We start from the raw sequence: 19113 nt of genomic DNA, 5'->3' as shown, positions 1-19113 counted from the left end.
AGAGCACTTCCGGTCGTCGGGTCGGGTCGGCTGACGGCGTACGCAGCACTGCCAGTCTCCAACGGAACGGCCGAGTGACCTATTCCGTGACGGTTCCTTAACCCGGTCCGGGCTCAGGTCGGGCCACTGCCTGCCGACGGGAGGAACGTCAGCCATCGCTGGCATGTCTCCATGCCTTGGAAGAGGTGTCCTCGCAGTGCGCAAGATCATGAAAGACCTGTCCGTGGGTCGTCGGCTGGGCGCGGCCTTCGGCCTGCTCTGCCTCCTGCTCGTCGTCGTCGGCGCCACCGGCGTGGTGGCGGCCAAGGAGCAGGTCTCGCTGCGTGACGACGGCGAGCGGCTGGCGAGCGTCCGCGACGACATCAACGAGCTGCGTCGCCTCGACGAGAACGTGAGCGGCTGGCAGGGCTACATCTACGCCGAGGCCGCCACGACCGGCGACCCGGCGGCCGCCGTCCTCCCGAAGGCGGACAACATGTCCGGCCTGATCGAGGCCGAGGGCGTCGTGTACGACGTCCTCGCCGGCGTCGACACCGACGCGATGACCGCGTCCGAGCGTGCGCAGTTCGCCACGATCTCGCAGCAGTGGGACGACTTCTTCGCCGCCTCGCACGCGTGGACCGAGATGCTCGGCAAGGCGGACCCGGAGAACCTCGGGCCGGTGTTCGACGTGATGAACTCGGGTGAGCTCGCGGACTCCTGGCTCGCGCTCCTCGACTCCGCCGACGCACTCTCGGCCGACATCAGCAAGCGGACCGACGCCCTCGCGAAGAAGTCCGACGCTGCCGCGGACAAGTCGATGACCCTGATCTTCGGCGTGGTCGCCGTGGCGCTCGCGCTCGCCGTGGTCCTCGGCATCGCCGTCACCCGCTCGATCGTCCGCCCGGTGCGCGCGTGCGTGGACGCTCTCGGCAAGGTGGCCGAGGGCGACCTCACCGCCTCGGCCGGCATCAGCCAGAAGGACGAGCTCGGCCAGCTGGCCGCGTCGTTCGACACGACCGTCGGCTCGCTGCGCGAGATCATCTCCACGCTGGCCGAGTCGGCGACCCTGGTCGCGAGCACGGCCGAGGAGATCGAGGTCACCTCCAACACGATCTCCGCCTCCTCCCACGAGACGACCTCGCAGGCCGCGATCGTTAGCGCCGCCGCCGACGTCGTCTCGCAGAACGTGCAGACCGTCGCCGCCGGGGCCGAGCAGATGGGCGCCTCGATCCACGAGATCGCCCGGAGCGCCAACGAGGCCGTCACGGTGGCCACCGAGGCCGTGCACACCGCCGAGCAGACCAGCGTGACCGTCGGCAAGCTCGGCACGAGCTCCCAGGAGATCGGTGACGTCATCAAGGCGATCACCTCGATCGCCGAGCAGACCAACCTGCTCGCGCTCAACGCGACCATCGAGGCCGCGCGCGCCGGCGAGGCCGGCAAGGGCTTCGCGGTCGTGGCCAACGAGGTCAAGGAGCTCGCTCAGGAGACCGCGCGGGCCACCGAGGACATCGCCCGCCGGGTCCAGGCCATCCAGGCCGACAGCGCCAGCGCTGTCGACGCGATCTCGCAGATCGGCGAGGTCGTCACCCGGATCAGCGACTCCCAGACCACAATCGCCGCAGCGGTCGAGGAGCAGACGCTCACCACGCAGGAGATGAACCGGAACGTCCACGAGGCCGCCTCCGGCACCGGCGAGATCGCCGGCAACATCGGTGGTGTCGCCAGCGCGTCCAACGACACCAACGAGGGCGTCCAGCACCTCCACGGTGCCGTGGCCGAGCTGTCCCGGATGTCCAGCCAGCTCCAGGACCTGGTGTCCGGCTACCGCTACTGACCTACTGAGTGACGGTGACGTCGCCCTGCACCGCGGCGACGTCACCGCTCTCGGGCAGGCAGGGCTCACCCTCGTACGTCGCCACCGGGACGAACCCGCCGCCGGTCGAGATCGCGTCGCCGTCGCGGGCGACGACCTCGAGGTCGCCGTTGTAGATCGTGAGCAGCTCACCGTCGCGGGTGGCACGCCAGCCCGCCGGCCAGACCGCGTAGACCTGGTCCTGGCCGGACTCGAGGTAGACGCAGTAGTCGTCGTCCATCCGCAGCACGCCCTGGATGAGCGCGTCGTCGCCGCCCTGGCCGGGCTTCCAGCTCGAGGTCGGCAGCTGCACGGTCGTGCCGCTGAGCTCCGGCTCGTCGGACGCGAAGACGGTCACCGCGCCGAACGCGATGGCCGCGACCAGCAGCGGCACGAGCGCCACGAGGACATAGCCTCGCGTGCTCAGCGCTGCCGGTCGCGACCAGCGGTCGAACTGAGGCTCGCCCTGGGGCTCCTGGTTCTCAGCCAAGGGACGCGATGGCCTCGTTCAGCGTCTTCGACGGCCGCATCACCTCGGACGCCTTGGCGTCGTCGGGGCGGTAGTAGCCACCGATGTCGGCGGGCGCGCCCTGGACGGCGATCAGCTCGTCGACGATCTGCTGCTCGCTCGCGGTCAGCGTGTCCGCCAGCGGCTTGAACGCGGCGGCCAGGTCGGCGTCGTCGGTCTGGTTCGCGAGCTCCTGGGCCCAGTAGAGCGCCAGGTAGAAGTGCGAGCCGCGGTTGTCGATGCCGCCGACGCGACGGGTCGGCGACTTGTCCTCGTTGAGGAACGTGCCGGTCGCCCGGTCGAGGGTGTCGGCGAGCACCTTGGCGCCCGGCTTGCCCGCCTGCTCGGCGTACAGCTCGAGCGACGGCACCAGGGCGAAGAACTCACCGAGGCTGTCCCAGCGCAGGTAGTTCTCCTTGACCAGCTGCTGCACGTGCTTTGGCGCGGATCCGCCGGCGCCGGTCTCGAAGAGGCCGCCGCCGTTCATCAGCGGGACGACCGAGAGCATCTTCGCGGACGTACCGAGCTCGAGGATCGGGAACAGGTCGGTGTTGTAGTCGCGCAGCACGTTGCCGGTGACCGAGATGGTGTCCTCGCCCTTGCGGATGCGCTCGAGGGAGTACGCCGTGGCGGCGGCCGGGGCCATGATCTCGATGGTCAGGCCATCGGTGTCGTGCTCCGGCAGGTACTCCTTGACCTTGGCGATCAGGTTCGCGTCGTGGGCGCGAGTCTCGTCGAGCCAGAAGACCGCCGGGGTGGCCGAGGCGCGAGCGCGGGTGACGGCGAGCTTGACCCAGTCGCGGATCGGGGCGTCCTTGGTCTGGCAGGCGCGCCAGATGTCGCCCGGCTCGACGGCGTGCTCGATCAGCACGTCGCCCGCCTCGTTGAGGACCTGGACGGTGCCCGCGGCCGCGATCTCGAACGTCTTGTCGTGCGAGCCGTACTCCTCGGCCGCCTGGGCCATCAGGCCGACGTTCGGCACCGAGCCCATCGTGGCCGGGTCGAAGGCGCCGTTCGCGCGGCAGTCGTCGATCACGGTCTGGTAGACGCCGGCGTACGACGAGTCCGGGATCACCGCGAGGGTGTCCGCCTCGTTGCCGTCCGGTCCCCACATGTGGCCGCTGGTGCGGATCATCGCCGGCATCGAGGCGTCGATGATGACGTCGGACGGCACGTGCAGGTTCGTGATGCCCTTGTCGGAGTCGACCATCGCGAGGGCCGGGCCCTCGGCGAGACCGGCGTCGACGGCGGCCTTGATGGCGTCGCCCTCGGGCAGGCTGCTGACGGCGTTGAGGAGCGCGCCGAGGCCGTCGTTCGGGGAGATGCCGGCAGCGGCGAGCTGCTCGCCGTACTGCTGGAACAGCGTCGGGAAGAACGCCTGCACGACGTGGCCGAAGATGATCGGGTCGGAGACCTTCATCATCGTGGCCTTGAGGTGCGCGGAGAACAGCACGTCCTCGGCCTTGGCGCGGGCGATCTGCTCGGTGAGGAAGCGGCGCAGCGCGGCGACGCTCATGAACGTGGCGTCGACGACCTCGCCGGCGAGGACCTTGATGCCGGTCTTCAGCACGGTCTCGGTGCCGTCCGCGGCGACGAGCTTGATGGTCAGGGTGTCGTCGGCGGGGATCACGACGGACTGCTCGTTGGAGCGGAAGTCGTCCTTGCCCATGGTCGCGACGTTGGTCTTGGAGTCGGAGGTCCACGCGCCCATGCGGTGCGGGTGGGACTTCGCGTAGTTCTTGACCGACAGCGGCGCGCGGCGGTCGGAGTTGCCCTCGCGCAGGACCGGGTTCACGGCCGAGCCCTTGACCTTGTCGTACTTCGCGACGATCGCCTTGTCGGCCTCGGACTGCGGGTTCTCCGGGTAGTCCGGGACGTCGAAGCCCTGCTCCTGCAGCTCCTTGATCGCCGCCTTCAGCTGCGGGATCGAGGCGGAGACGTTGGGCAGCTTGATGATGTTGGCCTCGGGCGTCTTGGCCAGCGCGCCGAGCTCACCGAGCGCGTCGTCGGCCAGGCCGAACTGGGCCAGGATGCGGGCCGCCACCGAGATGTCGCGGGTCTCCACGTCCACACCCGCCTTGGCGGCGTACGCCTGGATGATCGGCAGGAACGAGTACGTCGCCAGCAGCGGCGCCTCGTCGGTGTGGGTGTAGATGATCGTGGCCATGCTTCGACGCTCCTGGGATCGGGTGCGATTGCTTGATATCAAGATACCTGAGGTGCTCGGCGCTCCCACCTTGGCATCCGGCCCAAGAGCGGGCAACGGGACTAGAGTTCAGGGGCAGGCGTTCGAGGGGACGCCCTCCGAGGGGAGCATGCGCATGGCCGAGCCCACCACGCCCACGATCCAGCACAAGCTCACGGCCGAGGTGATCGGGACGTTCGTCCTGGTGTTCTTCGGCTGCGGGTCGGTCGTCTATCCGACCTACGGCGGGGTGGGCAGCGACAACACCACGATCGGCCTGACCTTCGGCATCGCGGTGATGGTGATGGTCTACGCGGTCGGACGGATCTCCGGCGCGCACTTCAACCCGGCGGTGTCCGTCGGTGCCGCACTCAGCGGCCGGATGACCTGGAAGAACGTCGGGCCGTACGTCGTCGCGCAGCTGGCTGGCGCCCTGCTCGGCGCGCTCGCGCTGTTCGTGCTGCTGCAGGGCTTCGCGGACTTCGACGCCGAGGGCAACATGGGGCAGAACGCCTTCGGCGACGTGGGCAGCGGCTACGAGTGGTGGGCGGCGTTCCTGCTCGAGCTGGTGATGACCGCGGTGTTCGTGACCGTGATCCTCTCCGTGACCGACGAGCGCTTCGAGCACCCGGCGCTGGCGCCGCTCGCGATCGGCTTCACGCTGGCCGCGATCCACTTCGTGATGATCCCGGCCACCGGTACGTCCGTGAACCCGGCCCGCTCGATCGGCCCGGCCCTGTTCGCCGGACCCGACGCGATCGAGCAGCTGTGGCTGTTCATCCTGGCCCCGACGATCGGCGCGGCCCTGGCCGGCCTCGCGTACCCGTTCGTGTTCGGCCGGGGAGCCGACCCGATCCCGGGCTCCGGCCTCACGTTCGGCCGGTCGCGGGTCGTCGACGGCCCGGACCAGTACCAGCAGCAGTGGAACCAGGAGGACGCCGGCTCCCCGGGCTCCTCGGGCTCGTCGGGGTACTCCGCCGCCGCCCCGATCGTGCAGGACGGGTGGCAGTGGGACCCGGTCGGCCAGCAGTGGCACCCGGTCGGCCACACCCCCGAGCAGTGGCGGGCCCACCAGGCCGCGCAGCAGGAGGCCGAGGAGCAGGCCGCTCGGCAGCAGGCCGCGCCCCCGGCCTCGGAGAACCAGTGGCCCGAGGGCGAGCCCGGCGACGGCGGGACCCAGATCCGCCAGTAGCGGTCAGGGCTCCACGCGCTCCAGGCGTACGGACCGGTAGCTGCCGGACACGACCTGCTCGGCGACCAGGCCGAGCCCCTCGGCGTACGACCACTCCGTGTGCACCCCCGGCTCCAGCTCGGAGCGGCCGTCGACGAGCAGCGTCTCGAACGTGCCGACCGGCACGGTGACCCGGTCGTCGAGCGAGGTGACGGTCGCGGTGTCCTCGGAGACCCCCGGAGCGAACGCCGGCCGGTAGCCGTCGCCGACGCGCGGGGTCTCGGCCATCGCGAGCCCGGCCTCGGCGCCGTCGACGCCGGCCTCCCAGCTGTCCTCCCGGCCGAACCACCAGACGTTGCCGCGGTCGTCCTGGGCGAACCAGTCGGTCAGGACCCTCTCGCCCTCGGTGGTCACCCGCGCGGTCGTCGGTACGCCGGCGACCTCGGGGCCGGGCTCCACGGTGACGGTCATCGGGTGCGCGCCGGCGGTGTCGTTGACCGTGTAGGTCCAGGTCGTGCCGGGCTCGAGGGGGAACCACGGGTTGTCGACGGTGTCGACGAAGTCGGCCGGGTCCGGGCCCGGTGTCGGGATCACCAGCTCGTCCACACCGCTCGGCGGGCTGGACACCGAGGCGCTGCCGCAGGCGGCGAGGACGAGGAGCAGAGGGAGCAGCGCCGTACTCCCCCACCTCGTCATGTGCCCAGCATCCCAGCCCCGGAGGCCGCGTGCGACGAGACCCCGCTCCGCTGCTAGCGTCGGAAGGCAGAAGTGACCATCGCCTGAAGGAGTCGTCGTGAGCTCTACCCCGTTGAAGGTCGCCGTGACCGGCGCCGCCGGCCAGATCGGCTACAGCCTGCTGTTCCGTCTGGCGAGCGGCTCGCTGCTCGGTGACCGCCCGATCGAGCTGCGGCTGCTGGAGATCACGCCCGCGCTCAAGGCGCTCGAGGGCGTCGTGATGGAGCTCGACGACTGCGCGTTCCCGAACCTCGCCGGCGTCGAGATCGGCGACGACGCCGAGAAGATCTTCGACGGCGTGAACCTCGCGCTGCTCGTCGGCGCCCGCCCGCGCGGCCCGGGCATGGAGCGTGGCGACCTGCTGTCGGCCAACGGCGCGATCTTCACCGCCCAGGGCAAGGCCCTCAACAAGGTCGCCGCCGACGACGTCCGCATCGGCGTCACCGGCAACCCGGCCAACACCAACGCGCTGATCGCGATGACGAACGCCCCCGACATCCCGCAGAACCGGTTCTCGGCGCTCACCCGCCTCGACCACAACCGCGCGATCTCGCAGCTGGCCGCGAAGACCGGCGCCGCGGTCACCGACATCAAGAAGATGACGATCTGGGGCAACCACTCGGCCACCCAGTACCCCGACATCTTCCACGCCGAGATCGCCGGCAAGAACGCCGCCGAGGTCGTGAACGACCAGGCGTGGATCGCCGACACGTTCATCCCGACCGTCGCCAAGCGCGGCGCCGCGATCATCGACGCCCGCGGCTCGTCGTCGGCCGCCTCGGCCGCGTCGGCCACCGTCGACGCCGCCCGCGACTGGCTGCACGGCACCCCCGAGGGTGACTGGGTGTCGATGGCGGTCGTCTCCGACGGCTCCTACGGCGTCCCGGAGGGCCTGATCTCCTCGTTCCCGGTCACCACGAAGAACGGCGACTGGGAGATCGTCCAGGGCCTCGAGATCGACGACTTCTCGCGCGCCAAGATCGACGCCTCGACCGCCGAGCTCGCCGACGAGCGCAACGCGGTCACCGAGCTCGGCCTGATCTGAGCTGCCCCAGCCTGAGCTCGCGAAGGCTGGGATCCAGCAGCCAGGTCGAGTAGCCGCGCGGCTGAGGAACGAAGCCGCGACCGGCGTATCGAGGCTGAGCTGCCCCAGCCTGAGCTCGCGAAGGCTGGGATCCAGCAGCCAGGTCGAGTAGCCGCGCGGCTGAGGAACGAAGCCGCGACCGGCGTATCGAGGCTGAGCTGCCCCAGCCTGAGCTCGCGAAGGCTGGGATCCAGCAGCCAGGTCGAGTAGCCGCGCGGCTGAGGAACGAAGCCGCGACCGGCGTATCGAGGCCACACGAAGCGGCGCAGTCCCACGGGACTGCGCCGCTTCGGCATGTCAGGGCGTCGTCCCACGGGACTGCGCCGCTTCGGCATGTCAGGGCGTCGTCGCAGTTTCACCAGGTGATGCAGACGAGCCTGCACTTCCCACGGCGTGCAGGCCATGAGAAGTGCAGGTTCACCTCCATAACATGGTGAAACTGCGACGGCTGAGACCTACACCGGCTGGTCCGGGATCGAGATCGCGAGGAAGATCAGCGCCGCGCCGCTCCCCGCCAGCAGGAGGCAGTCCCACCAGCGGCGGCGTACGGCGAGCATGCCGGCGTCCTTGGCCGGCAGCAGCGCGCGGACCAGCGCCGCGAACACCAGCGCACCGCCGAACCATCTCACCCCGAGCCGCCAGTTGCCGGACGCGACGATCCCGATCGAGACCGCGACGACCGCGAGCACGACCAGGTAGAACGCGCCCCCGATCGTGGACGGGTAGCGACGCCCGCCCTCGACCGGCTCGGGTTCCGCCGAGACCGGCTCGGGCTCGTTCTGCGGTGGCTGGAGGTCGTTCACGCCACCGACTGCTCGGCGGTCGTGACGATGTTCGACAGCAACATCGCGCGGGTCATCGGGCCGACGCCGCCCGGGTTCGGCGACACCCAGCCCGCGACGTCCCACACGTCATCGGCGACGTCGCCGGCGATCTTGCCGTCGACCCGCGAGACGCCCACGTCGAGTACGGCGGCGCCGGGCTTGACCATGTCACCGCGGATGATGCCGGGCACACCGGCGGCGGCGACGATCACGTCGGCGTTGCGGGTGTGCGCGGCCAGGTCGCGGGTGCCGGTGTGGCAGAGCGTGACCGTGGAGTTCTCGCTGCGCCGGGTGAGGAGCAGGCCCATCGGGCGGCCGACGGTGAGACCTCGACCGACCACGACGACCTCGGCACCGTTGAGCTCCACGCCGTGGCGGCGCAGCAGCTCGATGCAGCCGATCGGGGTGCAGGGCAGCGAGCCCTTCTCCCCCAGCACCAGGCGACCGAGGTTGACCGGGTGCAGGCCGTCGACGTCCTTGTCGGGGTCGACGCGCGAGAGCAGCCGGAACTCGTCGAGCCCGGTCGGCTGCTGCACGATGAACCCGGTGCACGCGGGGTCGGCGTTCAGCCGGTCGATCTCCGCCTCGACCTCGGCCTGCGTGGCCGTGGCCGGGAGGTCGACGCGGATCGACTCGATGCCGATCTCGGCGCAGTCCTTGTGCTTGGCGCCGACGTACCAGTGCGAGCCCGGGTCGTCCCCGACCAGCACCGTGCCGAGCCCGGGCACGACGCCCTGCTCGCGCAGCTTCGCCACCCGCGCGGTGAGGTCGGCCTTGATCGCCTTGAGCGTGGCGGTGCCGTCCAGCTTCTGTGCAGTCACGACCGCATCCTTTCACTCATGATTCGTCGGTGGTCGAGTAGCCGCCGAGGAACGAGGCGGCGTATCGAGACCCGTCATGGGGCAGGTCTCGGTCCACGCCGTCACGACCTCGTCCCTCGGTCGCGGGCGCACTCGACCTTGCCACTGCACGCCTCGGCCTCGCCGTGGCTCAGTGGAAGAAGTGCCGGGTGCCGGTGAAGTACATCGTCACGCCGGCCGCCTTGCATGCCTCGATGGTCAGCTCGTCGCGGACCGAGCCGCCCGGCTGCACGATCGCGGCGACCTGCGCGTCGATCAGGATCTGCGGGCCGTCCTCGAACGGGAAGAACGCGTCGGAGGCGGCGACCGAGCCGACCGCCCGCTCCCCCGCCCGCTCGACGGCGAGCTTGCAGGAGTCGACCCGGTTGACCTGGCCCATGCCGACGCCGACCGAGGCGCCGTCCTTGGCGAGCAGGATCGCGTTCGACTTCACCGCGCGGCACGCCTTCCAGGCGAACGCGAGGTCCGCGAGCACCTCGGGCGAGGCGGCCTCGCCGGTGGCCAGCGTCCAGGTCGACGGGTCGTCGCCCTCGGCGTCGACGTGGTCGACCTGCTGCATCAGCAGCCCACCGGAGATCGGGCGGGTCTCGACCGGGGAGCCGGCCGCGGTGTCGGCCACGAGGATCCGGATGTTCTTCTTGCCCTGCAGGATCTCGACCGCGCCCTCGTCGTACCCGGGCGCGACGATCACCTCGGTGAAGACCTCAGCGACCTGGCGGGCCATCTCGACCGAGACCGGCCGGTTCGCGGCGATCACGCCGCCGAACGCCGAGACCGGGTCGCACTCGTGGGCGCGCTGGTGGGCCTGGGCGATGTCGGTGCCGACCGCGATGCCGCACGGGTTGGCGTGCTTGATGATCGCGACGGCGGGCTCGTCGAAGTCGTTCGCAGCGCGACGCGCGGCGTCGGTGTCGACGTAGTTGTTGTACGACATCTCCTTGCCGTGCAGCTGCTCGGCCTGGGCGAGCCCGGCCGGCCCGAAGCCGTTGAGGTACAGCGCGGCCTTCTGGTGCGGGTTCTCGCCGTACCGGAGCACCGCGGCCTTCTCGTAGGTGCCGCCGACCCATGCGGGGAAGCCGGTGCCCTCGGACGAGTCGGTGAGCACGTTGCCCATCCACGACGCGACCGCGACGTCGTACGACGCGGTGTGCACGAACGCCTCGGCGGCCAGCGCGCGCCGCTGGTCGATCGTGAAGCCGCCGGCGGCGACCGCCTCGAGGACGTCGGCGTAGCTGTCGGGCGAGGTGACGATCGCGACCGACGGGTGGTTCTTGGCCGCGGCGCGGACCATCGACGGGCCGCCGATGTCGATCTGCTCGACGCACTCGTCGGGGCTCGCGCCGGAGGCGACGGTCTGCACGAACGGGTAGAGGTTCGAGATCACCAGGTCGAACGGCTCGACGCCGAGGTCGGCGAGCTGCTGGACGTGGGTGTCGAGGCGGCGGTCGGCGAGGATGCCCGCGTGCACCCGGGGGTGCAGCGTCTTGACCCGGCCGTCGAGGCACTCGGGGAAGCCGGTGAGGTCCTCGACCTTGGTCACCGGCACGCCGAGGCGCTCGATCAGCGCCGCGGAGCCGCCGGTCGACACCAGCGCGACGCCGGCGTCGTGCAGGCCGCGGACCAGGTCCTCGAGACCGGTCTTGTCGTAGACGGAGACCAGGGCGCGCTTGATCGGGATGCGGTTGTCTGACACGGACTCTCCTGCTGCGTGGGTGGCTGCGTGGATGAAGGGGCACCCAGGCGGACGATGCTCCCCGGCGTCACTCCCCGGTGGTCACCCACCTGCGCCAGTCGTGTGCGCTCAGCCTATCCGGACTCGGCGGCCGTCGACGACGTACCCCTCACGCGCCATCCGCCCGACGGCATCGACCAGCATCAGCCGCTCGGCGACCTTGATCCGCTCGTGGAGCGTCTCGACGGTGTCGTCCTCCTCGACCGGGACGACGGTCTGCGCGACGATCGCCCCGGTGTCGACGCCCGCGTCGACGATGAACAGGGTCGCGCCGGTGACCTTGACGCCGTACTCCAGCGCGTCGGCGGGACCGCGGGTGCCGGGGAACGACGGCGACAACGCGGGGTGCGTGTTCACCACGCGCCCGTCGAACCGCTCGAGGAACTCGGCGCCGACCAGCTTCATGAACCCGGCGAGGACCACGAGGTCGGGCTCGAAGCCACCGACGGTGTCGGCCAGCGCCCGGTCCCAGTGCTCACGGCTGGTGAACTGCCCGACCTTCTTCACGAACGTCGGGATGCCCGCCCGCTCGGCGCGGGCCAGGCCCTCGATGTCCTCACGGTCGGCACCGACCGCCGCGATCTGGACGCCGTACGACGGGTCGGCGGACGCGTCGATCAGGGCCTGGAGGTTGGTGCCCGAGCCCGAGACGAGGACGACGATGCGGCGGGTGCTCACGCCTCGGAGTCTAGGGAAGCCTCGCGGGAGGCCCGACGCTGCCACCAGGTCATCGCCAGCCCGCCGAGCAGCCCGCCGATGCCGAAGGCCGTGATCGCGTGCACCAGCACGTCGAACGTCTCCGGCCCGAAGTCGCGCATCCGGCCGGGGCCGACCGCGCCACCGGCGATCGCGGTCAGGAGCCCGAGCAGCACCCCGGCCAGCACGCCGCCGGCGCAGCCACGCAGCGCGCCCTCGTCCCAGCGCAGCGTCGGGTTGCGGCGCTGGCGGCGGGCGGCGACGAACGCCGCGAGCAGCAGCGGCAGCGCCAGGAGGTACGGCGTCCACGCGGGCGTCGGGCCGTTGCCGGGCAGCGCCGCGAACAGCGGGAACATCGGCAGCGGCCCGATCGAGACCAGCGACGGGGAGACGAGGGTGCCGGTGCCGACCACGAAGCCGGGGCCGAGCAGGTAGGAGCCGGCGAACAGGGCGGCGTTCGGGACCAGCGTCAGGCACAGCGCGGTGTACGTGGTCGCGTCGCCGGCGTCGGTGTGCAGCCGCGACATCACGTTGACCGCGGTGTCGAAGTCCACGGCCAGCGCGACGAGGAACACGGCGGTCGACAGGATCAGGTAGCCCCCGACGATCCGCAGCGCGAGAGCGCCGGCGGCCCGCGCCGCGGCCGGGAGGTACGCCGCCCAGATCGCGGCCCGGCCGGAGCCCGTGGCGATGCCGGCGAACCCGGCGGTCAGGCACAGGGCGATCGCCCAGAGGACCACCCGGCCGCCCGCGAGGCCGACGTCCGCTCCGCCCGCCATCCGCAGCGTGAGGATCGTCACCACGAGGTACCCGACCGTGAAGACGGTGGTCGCGACCAGCACGGTCCAGTCGCGCTCGCCGTCGGCGATCCGGTCGGCGTCCGGACCGTGCCCGGAGACCGAGTCGCCGACCCGGTGGCCGAGCCGCCAGATCGTCCAGGCGACCAGCGCGGTGATGCCCAGCGGCATGACGGTGACCGCCACGCCGTCGACGTGCACCCCGGAGCCGTGCGCCATCAGCCAGCCCAGTGCGCCCACCCGCAGCCCACCGCGGGGCGTCCCGTGGGTGCCGGCGTCGGACAGGAACCACCCGACGACCCCGACCCCGAGGCAGACCAGGAGGGGCGCCAGGGCGGCGCCGATCCCACCGAGGGCCGCGACCAGGACCAGGGGCCGGCGGTGCCGGGCGTCGTGGCGGTCACCGGACCCGGTCAGGGCCGTGGACGAACCGGGGAGCAGCGAAGTCATGGCTCGGCCATCATCACCCGGCCGGACCGCCGTACCGGGGCTCCCACGCCGGTTCGGCCTCGACAGTCGGCTCGGGCTACGGTTGATCACGCCATGAAGGACCCCGACGAGTTCGACCAGTACTACAAGGACGTCCGCACCCGCCTCCTGGTGCTGACGTACTGCCTGACTGGCGACCTCCCGGCCTCCCGCGGGGCCGTGCGCGACGCGTTCGTCGTCACGTGGCACCACTGGGCGAAGGTCTCCCGCCTGGAGGACCCCGAAGCCTGGACCCGGGTCCGCGCCTGCTCGCACGCCCAGCGGCGGCACACCGCGAAGCTGTGGCACCGCGAGAAGGGCCTCGACCCCGACGTGAAGGCCACGCTCGACGCGCTCGGGAAGCTGCCGGTCGCACAGCGCCGGATGCTGCTGCTGACCGAGCTCACCACCGCCTCGCTCGCCGAGATCGCCCGCGAGGTCGGGCTGCCGCGCACCGACGCCGAGCGCGAGCTGCAGACGGCCACCGCGCAGTTCGCCATGGCGCGCGAGGTCCCCACCACCAGCATCCGCACCGTCTTCGACCCGGTCCGCGAGTACATCGAGGACAACCGCTGGCCGCGGCCGACGATCATCCGCCGCGCCGGCGCCGCGCGCCGCCGTACCCACACCGTGATCGGCGTCGGCGCGACCGTCGCCGTGCTCGTCGTGACCGGCACCCTGGTCACCGACGCCGCCGGCGTCCGACCGACCCTGTCGCGCGAGCGGATGTCCGACCACGGCGCGGCGAACCACACGCGCAACGCACCCGAGCCCGTCGAGCTCCCCGAGGACGCGATGCTCCCGGTCGAGGACGTCGCCCGACTCGTGCCCGGCAACGGCTGGACGGTCACCGACACCGACGACAACACCGGCGGCGACGGCCTGGTGGTGCCCTGCCAGGAGAGCCGGTACGCCGATCCCGGCGGCGCCGCCGCCCTGGTGCGGACGTTCGACACGACCGGCGCGAAGGCGCCCGCGACCGTGACCCAGACGGCCGAGGTCTCGACCAGCGACCGAGCTGCGAAACGCGGGTTCAACACCACGGTCGACTGGTTCGCCGGCTGTCCGGACGACCGCGCCCAGCTGCTGGAGACCCACGCGGTCGACGGCGTCGGTGACGACGCGATGCTGCTCCTGCTGCGCACCTGGGACGAGCCCGGCTCCGTCGTGGTCGCCGGCGTGGCGCGCACCGGCCTGATCACCACGAGCACCGTGACCCAGTCCAGGGTCGGCAAGGAGCCGAAGCAGCAGGCCGTCGCCGACCTGCTCGCCGAGGCGGTCGACGGGCTCTGTGAGCAGCCGGACGGCGGCACCTGCGCGACGGTCGCGCGGCTCCGCGCCGTACCCCCGGTGCCGGTCGCTCCGGTCCCCGCGATGCTCGCCGAGGTCGACCTGCCGCCGGTCGCCGGCATCGCCAAGCCCTGGGTCGGTACCGAGCCGCAGCAGGCGCGCACCAACGCCGCCGCCACCATCTGCGACGGCGCGGACTTCTCGGGCGGCTCCATGAGCAACAACGTCACCCGCACCTTCCTGATCCCCGACGCGAAGCTGGCCGACCAGTTCGGCCTCACCGAGACCGTCGGCTCGCTGCCGGAGAAGAAGGCGAAGGAGTTCGTCGCGAACGTGCGCAACCGGCTCGCGGCCTGCGCGGACTCCGACAAGCACCTCGGCACCGACATCGAGCGGGTCCTGCACTCGGCGGGCCAGCGCTACGACATCACCGTCTGGCACCTCACCACCGAGGTCACCGACGACACGTCGGTGCAGTTCCTCATGGGCATCGTCCGCGACGGCACCTCGATCGCCCAGGTCGGCTTCGTCCCGGACGGCAAGGCGACGATCTCGAACGACGCCTTCGACGCCCTGGTCAAGCGGGCCCTGGCGCGGCTCGACGCGATGCCCAAGCCGCGGACCGGCTGACCTCCCGAGATTTCTACCGAGATTTCTCGCGTCGCCATGCAACCGTGGTGGCCGGTACGGCGTATCCCCTCCGAAACAACCACACGAGACGGGATGAGGGGCGATGGACGAACGCGAGTTCGACGAGTTCTACGCGGCGTCGTTCCAGCGCGTCACCGGCCAGATCTACGCCATGATCGGGAACCGCGACGAGGCGCAGGAATGCGTCCAGGAGGCGTTCGCCCGAGCCTGGGCGCACCGCAGGAAGCTCGACAAGGCGGAGCACCCCGAGGCGTGGGTGCGCACGACGGCGTACCGCATCGCGGTGAGCCGCTGGCGACGTACGACGCGGGGCCGACGCCCCGCCGACCGCGCCGTGAGCGCGCCGGTCACCGCGGCAGCGGTCAGCGAGTCACACGTCGCGCTGGTCACCGCCCTCAAGCAGCTCCCCGAAGCGCAGCGGCAGGCGTTGGTGCTGCACCACATCGCGGACCTTCCCGTCCACGACGTCGCCCGTGAGATGGGCGTCCCCGAAGGAACGATCAAGGCCCGGCTCAGCCGCGGCCGCGCAGCGCTCGCGGCGCTCCTCGCGGACGAGGAAGGACTCAGCCATGCCTGACCCCATCGAAGAGCTCGAGAACTTCAGCATCCCAGGACCTCCCATGAACCCGATGCCCGCCGCCGACGTGCGCCGCCGCGGCAACCGGATCCGCCGTCGCAACAACACGCTCGCAACGGTCGGCGGCCTTGCGGCCGTCGCGGTGATCGCGGCCCCGTTCGCGATCTTCGCCGGCGGCCAGAGCTCGCCCGACGACGTCGATCCCGCACCGCCGACGACGTCCGAGTGGGTACAGCAGATCCCGGAGGACTTCCCGCTCAGCGACCAGATGCCCGACGGCACCCGGGAGCGCGACGGCTACGAGCAGCAGCACGTCGACGTCTGCGACGACCAGTCGTGGACGGCCGACGGCACGAAGGACGCTCGTCAGGCGACGTACACCGACCCGTCTGAGGGCGGCTTGGACAGGGTGCTCGGTCTCTACCCGAGCGAGTCCGACGCGGCTCAGGAGCTGATGAGGGTCGCGGCCAGCGCCCAGGCTTGCGCTCTGGAGAGCGAGGGCGGCAAGCGGTGGGTCGACGTCGTTCCCTCCAGCCTCGGCGAGTCGTCGGTCGTCTATGCCAACCACATGAGCGACGCCGGCGACATGTTCGTGGTGCAGCTGGTCCAGGTCGGCAACGCGATCCTGCAGGACTCGACGTACTCGATGGGTGGCGGAGACCCGCAGGTCGTGCAGCAGACAGCGGACCTGCTGGCGGAGAAGTCCACCGGCGTCGTCGACGCGATGTGCACCTTCGCCGCGGAGGGCTGCTGACCTGTCGCACCTGACGTAGCGGTCGTGATCGCAGCGGATCAACGACTCCTACGTCAGGTGCGACAACCACCGGCGGGCCGATGACGTCTCACCCGCATGAAGGTGTTCGTGCCGCTGGTCCTCGCCGCCGTCCTCCTGCTCGCCGGCTGCGGCGAGCGGACGGCGCCGGAGGGGTCAGCGGCGCCGAGCAGCGGTTCGCCTCCGATGTCCGTGCAGTCCGCCTCGCCACTGCAGCCGAGGACAGCCGCAGTCCCCCGGTACCCGGCGGAGCCGCCGTTCGGCCCGGAGGGCTTCGGACAGGTCGTGCTCGGCCTCGCGGCAGACCGGTTGCTCGCGCTGCCGGGCGTCGAGATCGTCGGCGAGAACGACCAGTGCCGGTTCTTCGAGGCCCCGGGCGTCTCCGGCGGGATCCAAGCCGGTCTCGGGGTCGCCTACCTCGGGATCCGCGGAGACCTCGAGACCCCGGAACGCATCCACGAGGGCTCGACGTACGACGAGGTCGCGGCGGCCTACCCACGCAACGAGGGTGACGAGGACATCGTCGCCGCCGCGCCGCCCGGGTACGACGACCGCTACTACCGGATCGAGATCTGGCGGGGGCAGGTGGCGGCGATCGCCCTCATGCACCGCGACCAGCACTGCGCGAGCTGAGACGACGACGGCCCGCCCGAGAGTCTCGGGCGGGCCGTCGTACGACAGAACTCGGAGGTTCTCGGGCTAGAGCTCCTTGAGGATGGCCCGCATCAGCTCGGCGGTCTCGGACGGCGTCTTGCCGACCTTCACGCCGACGGCCTCGAGGGCCTCCTTCTTCGCCTGCGCGGTGCCCGAGGAGCCCGAGACGATGGCGCCGGCGTGGCCCATGGTCTTGCCCTCCGGGGCGGTGAAGCCCGCGACGTAGCCGACGACCGGCTTGGTCACGTGGTCCTTGATGTACGCCGCGGCCCGCTCCTCGGCGTCGCCACCGATCTCGCCGATCATCACGATCGCCTTGGTGTCGGGGTCCGCCTCGAACGCCTCGAGGGCGTCGATGTGGGTGGTGCCGACGATCGGGTCGCCGCCGATGCCGATGGCGGTCGAGAACCCGAAGTCACGCAGCTCGTACATCATCTGGTAGGTCAGCGTGCCCGACTTCGACACGAGGCCGACCGGACCCTTGCCCGCGATGGTGTGCGGCGTGATGCCGGCCAGCGACTCCTCCGGCGTGATGATGCCGGGACAGTTCGGGCCGATCATCCGCGTGGACTTGCCCTGCAGGTACGACCACACCTCGGCGGTGTCCTGGACCGGCACGCCCTCGGTGATGACCACGAGCAGGCCGATGCCCGCGTCGATGGCCTCGATGCACGCGTCCTTGGTGAACGCCGGCGGCACGAAGACGACCGACACGTCGGCGCCGGTCTCCTTCATCGCCTCGGCCACCGAGCCGAAGACCGGCTGGGTGGTGCCGGCCAGCTCGACGGTGGTGCCGGCCTTGCGGGCGTTGACGCCGCCGACGATGTTGCTGCCGGACTCGATCATCAGCGTGGTGTGCTTGGAGCCCATGCCACCGGTGATGCCCTGGACGATGATCTTGCTGTCCTTGTTGAGGTAGATGCTCATCTCTCTCTGCTCTCTATCTCAGGCACTCAGCCGTTGTTGTTGGCCAGCTCGGCGGCCTTGTCGGCCGCGCCGTCCATCGTGTCGACGAGCGTGACCAGCGGGTGGTTCAGCTCGGCCAGGATCGCGCGGCCCTTGTCGACGTTGTTGCCGTCGAGGCGGACGACGAGCGGCTTGCTGGCCTCGTCGCCGAGGATCTCCAGCGCGCCCTTGATGCCGTTGGCGACCTCGTCGCAGGCGGTGATGCCACCGAAGACGTTCACGAACACGCTCTTGACCTGCGGGTCGTTGAGGATGACGTCGAGACCGTCGGCCATGACCTGCGCGTTGGCGCCGCCGCCGATGTCCAGGAAGTTCGCCGGCTTCACGCCGCCGTGCTTCTCGCCGGCGTACGCGACGACGTCGAGGGTCGACATGACCAGGCCCGCGCCGTTGCCGATGATGCCGACCTGGCCGTCGAGCTTCACGTAGTTGAGGCCCTTGTCCTTGGCCTTCGCCTCGAGCGGGTCCTCCTCATCGCGGATCACGAAGTCCTCGTGCTCGTGGTGACGCACCTCGGAGGCGTTGTCGTCGAGCGACACCTTGCCGTCGAGGGCCTCGAGCTTGTCACCGGCCAGCCGCGCGAGCGGGTTGACCTCGACGAGCGTGGCGTCCTCCTCCACGAAGACCTTGTAGAGCGACTGGATCATCGCCACGGCCTGCTCGAACACCGGCTCGGGGAACTTGGCCTCGGTCGCGATCGCGCGCGCCTTCGCCTCGTCCACACCCGCGCCCGGGTCGATCGCGATCTGCTTGACGGCGTCGGGGTTGGTCTTGGCGACCTCCTCGATCTCCACACCGCCCTCGACCGACGCGATGCAGAGGTACTGGCGGTTCGACCGGTCCAGCAGGAAGGAGAAGTAGTACTCCTCCTCCGGCGGGGTCGCCGGGGTCACCAGCACGCGGTTGACCGGGAGACCCTTGATCTCCAGGTTCAAGATGTTCGTCGCGTGCTCGAAGGCCTCGTCGGGCGTCTTGGCCAGCTTGACGCCGCCGGCCTTGCCGCGGCCGCCGGCCTTGACCTGCGCCTTGATCACGGTCACGCCGCCGAGCTGCTCAGCGGCGGCCTTGGCGGCCTCCGCGGTCTCGACGACGACGCCGAGCGTCGTGGTCACACCGTGCTTGGCGAAGAGCTCCTTCGCCTGGTACTCCATCAGATCCACTGATCCACCAAGTCCTCTTTGTCGGAGCGAGCGGGCGCGCGCGTAAGGCCGCCACGAGCTCAGGGGTGTCTCAGGCACCTTAGTCCCGCCTCGCGGAGTACGACGAGGCCGGGGCTACGTGACGTCCGGCACGCGCTCAGGCGGGT

Annotated in this window: 17 protein-coding genes; 7 read left to right on the top strand and 10 right to left on the bottom strand. The window is 70.8% G+C overall.

Annotation, left to right across the window (positions count from 1 at the left end):
• Positions 1-223: 223 nt before the first annotated feature.
• A complete protein-coding gene (locus MJ604_RS24140; RefSeq protein ID WP_243056813.1) occupies positions 224-1819 on the top strand; it encodes a methyl-accepting chemotaxis protein in 1596 nt (531 codons plus the stop codon).
• A gap of 1 nt (position 1820) precedes the next feature.
• Here MJ604_RS24140 and MJ604_RS03085 read toward each other — a convergent pair whose 3' ends face one another.
• A complete protein-coding gene (locus MJ604_RS03085; protein WP_243056812.1) occupies positions 1821-2240 on the bottom strand; it encodes a hypothetical protein in 420 nt (139 codons plus the stop codon).
• Between the two features lie 79 nt (positions 2241-2319).
• On the bottom strand, positions 2320-4512 hold the full coding sequence (locus MJ604_RS03080) for an NADP-dependent isocitrate dehydrogenase (RefSeq protein ID WP_243056811.1): 2193 nt from the start codon (positions 4510-4512) through the stop codon (positions 2320-2322).
• A gap of 154 nt (positions 4513-4666) precedes the next feature.
• Here MJ604_RS03080 and MJ604_RS03075 point away from each other — a divergent pair, with 154 nt between their 5' ends.
• Positions 4667-5722, top strand: coding sequence for an MIP/aquaporin family protein (locus tag MJ604_RS03075; protein ID WP_243056810.1), 1056 nt, complete (start codon positions 4667-4669; stop codon positions 5720-5722).
• 3 nt (positions 5723-5725) lie between these two features.
• On the opposite strand, the gene MJ604_RS03070 is transcribed toward MJ604_RS03075, so the two are convergent.
• Entirely contained in the window at positions 5726-6397 is a 672-nt protein-coding gene (locus MJ604_RS03070; RefSeq protein WP_243056809.1) for a hypothetical protein, read from the bottom strand.
• Positions 6398-6494: 97 nt separating this feature from the next.
• Here MJ604_RS03070 and MJ604_RS03065 point away from each other — a divergent pair, with 97 nt between their 5' ends.
• Entirely contained in the window at positions 6495-7481 is a 987-nt protein-coding gene (locus MJ604_RS03065) for a malate dehydrogenase (RefSeq protein ID WP_243056808.1), read from the top strand.
• A gap of 494 nt (positions 7482-7975) precedes the next feature.
• Here MJ604_RS03065 and MJ604_RS03060 read toward each other — a convergent pair whose 3' ends face one another.
• The 5 genes from MJ604_RS03060 to MJ604_RS03040 form a co-directional block, all read right to left on the bottom strand.
• Positions 7976-8323 (bottom strand): DUF3017 domain-containing protein, encoded by a 348-nt coding sequence (locus tag MJ604_RS03060; protein ID WP_243056807.1) that lies wholly within the window; start codon positions 8321-8323, stop codon positions 7976-7978.
• Positions 8320-9165 carry a bifunctional methylenetetrahydrofolate dehydrogenase/methenyltetrahydrofolate cyclohydrolase gene (locus MJ604_RS03055; RefSeq protein WP_243056806.1) on the bottom strand — a complete coding sequence of 282 codons (846 nt, stop codon included), beginning with the start codon at positions 9163-9165 and terminating at the stop codon, positions 8320-8322. Before MJ604_RS03055 ends, MJ604_RS03060 begins: the two co-directional genes overlap by 4 nt.
• A 169-nt stretch (positions 9166-9334) precedes the next feature.
• Positions 9335-10897, bottom strand: coding sequence for a bifunctional phosphoribosylaminoimidazolecarboxamide formyltransferase/IMP cyclohydrolase (gene purH / locus MJ604_RS03050; protein ID WP_243056805.1), 1563 nt, complete (start codon positions 10895-10897; stop codon positions 9335-9337).
• Positions 10898-11005: 108 nt separating this feature from the next.
• Complete coding sequence (purN, locus tag MJ604_RS03045) at positions 11006-11614, bottom strand: phosphoribosylglycinamide formyltransferase (protein ID WP_243056804.1); 609 nt, start codon at positions 11612-11614, stop codon at positions 11006-11008.
• The gene (locus MJ604_RS03040) at positions 11611-12879 is read right to left on the bottom strand and encodes a DUF6350 family protein (RefSeq protein WP_243056803.1); all 1269 of its coding nucleotides are present in this window, start codon (positions 12877-12879) and stop codon (positions 11611-11613) included. Before MJ604_RS03040 ends, purN begins: the two co-directional genes overlap by 4 nt.
• Positions 12880-12972: 93 nt before the next feature.
• Here MJ604_RS03040 and MJ604_RS03035 point away from each other — a divergent pair, with 93 nt between their 5' ends.
• The 4 genes from MJ604_RS03035 to MJ604_RS03020 all read left to right on the top strand — a co-directional run bounded on the left by MJ604_RS03035 (position 12973) and on the right by MJ604_RS03020 (position 16820).
• Positions 12973-14817 carry a hypothetical protein gene (locus MJ604_RS03035; protein WP_243056802.1) on the top strand — a complete coding sequence of 615 codons (1845 nt, stop codon included), beginning with the start codon at positions 12973-12975 and terminating at the stop codon, positions 14815-14817.
• 103 nt (positions 14818-14920) lie between these two features.
• Positions 14921-15415 (top strand): RNA polymerase sigma factor, encoded by a 495-nt coding sequence (locus MJ604_RS03030; RefSeq protein ID WP_243056801.1) that lies wholly within the window; start codon positions 14921-14923, stop codon positions 15413-15415.
• Positions 15408-16169 (top strand): hypothetical protein, encoded by a 762-nt coding sequence (locus MJ604_RS03025; RefSeq protein WP_243056800.1) that lies wholly within the window; start codon positions 15408-15410, stop codon positions 16167-16169. The genes MJ604_RS03030 and MJ604_RS03025 overlap by 8 nt, the downstream gene beginning before the upstream one ends.
• Positions 16170-16265: 96 nt before the next feature.
• Complete coding sequence (locus tag MJ604_RS03020) at positions 16266-16820, top strand: hypothetical protein (protein WP_243056799.1); 555 nt, start codon at positions 16266-16268, stop codon at positions 16818-16820.
• A 66-nt stretch (positions 16821-16886) separates the two neighbouring features.
• Here the strand turns inward: MJ604_RS03020 and sucD are convergent, their stop codons facing one another.
• Both sucD and sucC read right to left on the bottom strand, forming a co-directional pair.
• On the bottom strand, positions 16887-17768 hold the full coding sequence (sucD, locus tag MJ604_RS03015; RefSeq protein WP_243056798.1) for a succinate--CoA ligase subunit alpha: 882 nt from the start codon (positions 17766-17768) through the stop codon (positions 16887-16889).
• Between the two features lie 26 nt (positions 17769-17794).
• The gene (gene sucC / locus MJ604_RS03010) at positions 17795-18967 is read right to left on the bottom strand and encodes an ADP-forming succinate--CoA ligase subunit beta (protein WP_243056797.1); all 1173 of its coding nucleotides are present in this window, start codon (positions 18965-18967) and stop codon (positions 17795-17797) included.
• Between the last annotated feature and the right edge of the window lie 146 nt (positions 18968-19113).

The sequence above is a fragment of the Nocardioides sp. SR21 genome, from assembly GCF_022761125.1.
Taxonomy (GTDB): Bacteria; Actinomycetota; Actinomycetes; order Propionibacteriales; family Nocardioidaceae; genus Nocardioides.
Note: the sequence above shows the minus strand (reverse complement) of the source record. Positions and strands in the feature narration are given on the sequence as shown.